The following is a 2,096-nucleotide window of genomic DNA, read 5'->3' on the forward strand; positions in this document are numbered from 1 at the left end:
GTCCCTTAAATAACTTGACAGATTCTCTGGCAATTGCTATGCTTACGGTCATGCCGAACACGAGGCTGTCGATCGAGTTGAAACGGCTGAATGGACGCAGCTCGAAAAGTGGGAGTCCTCACATGGGGCCCCGAGGGAAAAACAAGAAGGGATAATCTGTAAAGTTATTCAAGGGACACTACACTAGAATCAGCTCCGCATCCTCCTCCTCGAGGTGCTCTTCCTTGAGCAGATCGAGCAAGTACTCGACTTCCTCGCTCGACAGCACACTGTCCTGCTCATCGTCCCAGTAGTCCTCGTCAGCGCCGGATGCCAGGATGATGTCCCCCCTCCGCTTGAGCAGCTCGACCTTGATCTTGTCAACCTCGCGCTCGATATTGAGTTCCTCGACGCGTCCAAACTGGGTTTTGCCAGCATTCACTGATAGACCGCTCCCCCCCAGCAGCCGCTGCAGCAGCTGGAAATCGCGCGCGAGAGCGTCGCGGTCGTCGTCGAACAAGTAGATGTCATCCATGAAGCGAAGCGTCTCGGCCACGGTCAATTGGCTCGTGTCCTCGATGAAATGCAGGAAATGGCTGCCTATGATCTTCGCAGGGTAGATGCCGTGCGGCAGGCAGTCGATCGACCTCCCTGCATTGATCTCTCGAAAGAACTTGCCTAGGGAGCAGCACGTCCTCTTCCGTTTTCGCACACCCGCGGAACCAGTTCACGAGATCATGCTGGTACACCGAATTGAAGTACTGTGCGATATCTACTTTCGCGCAGTATCGGACTCGCTTCAGTCTTTCTCGCACCGATGCCCGAAACTCTCGATAGCTCTCCACCGGCGAGACCATGCGGCCACCCGCGAAGCGATAGCCGAAGTTCTTGCGATCGGCACGGGGGCTCTTCCTAAATTGGCTGCGATGCCGGTACGTGATGTCATACAAGAAGAATTCGGCCAGCGCATCCAGCTTAAGTGTTCTGCGCAAGTGAAAGTTGGGTTTCGCTGCGTACGCACGGGTCTGCGATAGAAATGACTTCTCCGACTCAGAGTTGTGCGTGATCGATTCATAAATGACGTTCGCTAAGGTGTTTGCCGCGTGCTCGATAAGCACGCGGTTGGTATCCAACGGGAAAAGCGTGCGCGGGAAATCCGCCAAGAAGTATTCGATTGTTCCCTTAAAACTCGGCATAGCAGGTCAGGTCCGCCAAAACGCTTCGAGGCAAGCCCCGGCAGTCCGATCTCCGGAATAGCTTTCTGGGGGCGTTGTCAAATGTAAAGAGCCGTTCAGAACTTACTCGGTTGTGATCCGCGGGCAGTCCCGTTACGGAAAAGGGCCTTCGACACCGTATTCGATTCCGGGCTCTGGCGCCGTGCAACGATGTGGAGGGCCCGACCAGCGAGCACGCGTCGATACCGGCCGGTCGCGCTACTCATCCACGTTCGGGGAGAGGGCCGAAGACCTCGGCCGGATAGCGCTCCAGCACCCCCCTCTCGGGGTCCAGGGCGAGCCAGCCGAGCCGCCGCCAGGCCGTACCCTCCGTCCACAGGATGCGGTTGTTTGCCGGATCCAGCCGTGCCCAGTCCTGCTGGCCGAAGCACTGGATATGGATACGCTCCTCCCTGTCCTCTGCTAAATTCCAGATCCGCAGGCTGCCGTCCCACGAGCCCGAGCTGATGCGCCGCCCATCGGGGGAGTAGGCGCAGGCCCGGACCGGACCCGTATGCCCTTCCAGGGTCAGGAGCGGCTCGCCCGTCTTTGCGTCCCAGACGCGCAGGGTCTGGTCGAACGAGGGCGAGGCGATGTGCCGCCCATCGGGGGAGTAGACGCAGGCCGAGACCCAGCCCGTATGCCCCTGCAGGGTCAGGAGTGGCTCGCCCGTCTCAGCGTCCCAGACGCGCAGGGTCTGGTCGAACGAGGCTGAGGCGATGTACCGCCCATCGGGGGAGTAGGCGCACGCCGGGACCGAGTCCGTATGTCCGGCGAGGGTCAGGAGCGGCTCGCCCGCCTTTGTGTCCCAGACGCGCAGGGTCTGGTCGAACGAGGCCGAGGCGAGGTGCCGGCCATCGGGGGAATAGGCGCAGTCCGACACCGGGCCCGTATGCCCCATCA

3 protein-coding genes are annotated in these 2,096 nt (G+C 60.2%); all 3 read right to left on the reverse strand.

Going from position 1 to position 2,096, the window contains the following annotated elements; all coding sequences use genetic code 11:
- Positions 1 to 178 precede the first annotated feature (178 nt).
- The gene (locus M3461_22970) at positions 179 to 514 is read right to left on the reverse strand and encodes a hypothetical protein (GenBank protein ID MDQ3777003.1); all 336 of its coding nucleotides are present in this window, start codon (positions 512 to 514) and stop codon (positions 179 to 181) included.
- Positions 507 to 1,175, reverse strand: coding sequence for a hypothetical protein (locus M3461_22975; protein ID MDQ3777004.1), 669 nt, complete (start codon positions 1,173 to 1,175; stop codon positions 507 to 509). Before M3461_22975 ends, M3461_22970 begins: the two co-directional genes overlap by 8 nt.
- A 241-nt stretch (positions 1,176 to 1,416) precedes the next feature.
- Positions 1,417 to 2,096, reverse strand: a 680-nt coding sequence (locus M3461_22980; GenBank protein MDQ3777005.1) for a WD40 repeat domain-containing protein, incomplete at its 5' end; no start/stop codon positions are given.

The organism is Pseudomonadota bacterium (assembly GCA_030860485.1).
Classification (GTDB): domain Bacteria; phylum Pseudomonadota; class Gammaproteobacteria; order JACCXJ01; family JACCXJ01; genus JACCXJ01.

What these genes read in the sequence shown, in the direction of transcription:
- M3461_22970 (MDQ3777003.1), bottom strand. Translation starts at nt 514, where the DNA reads ATGGATGACATCTACTTGTTCGACGACGACCGCGACGCTCTCGCGCGC.
- M3461_22975 (MDQ3777004.1), bottom strand. Translation starts at nt 1,175, where the DNA reads ATGCCGAGTTTTAAGGGAACAATCGAATACTTCTTGGCGGATTTCCCG.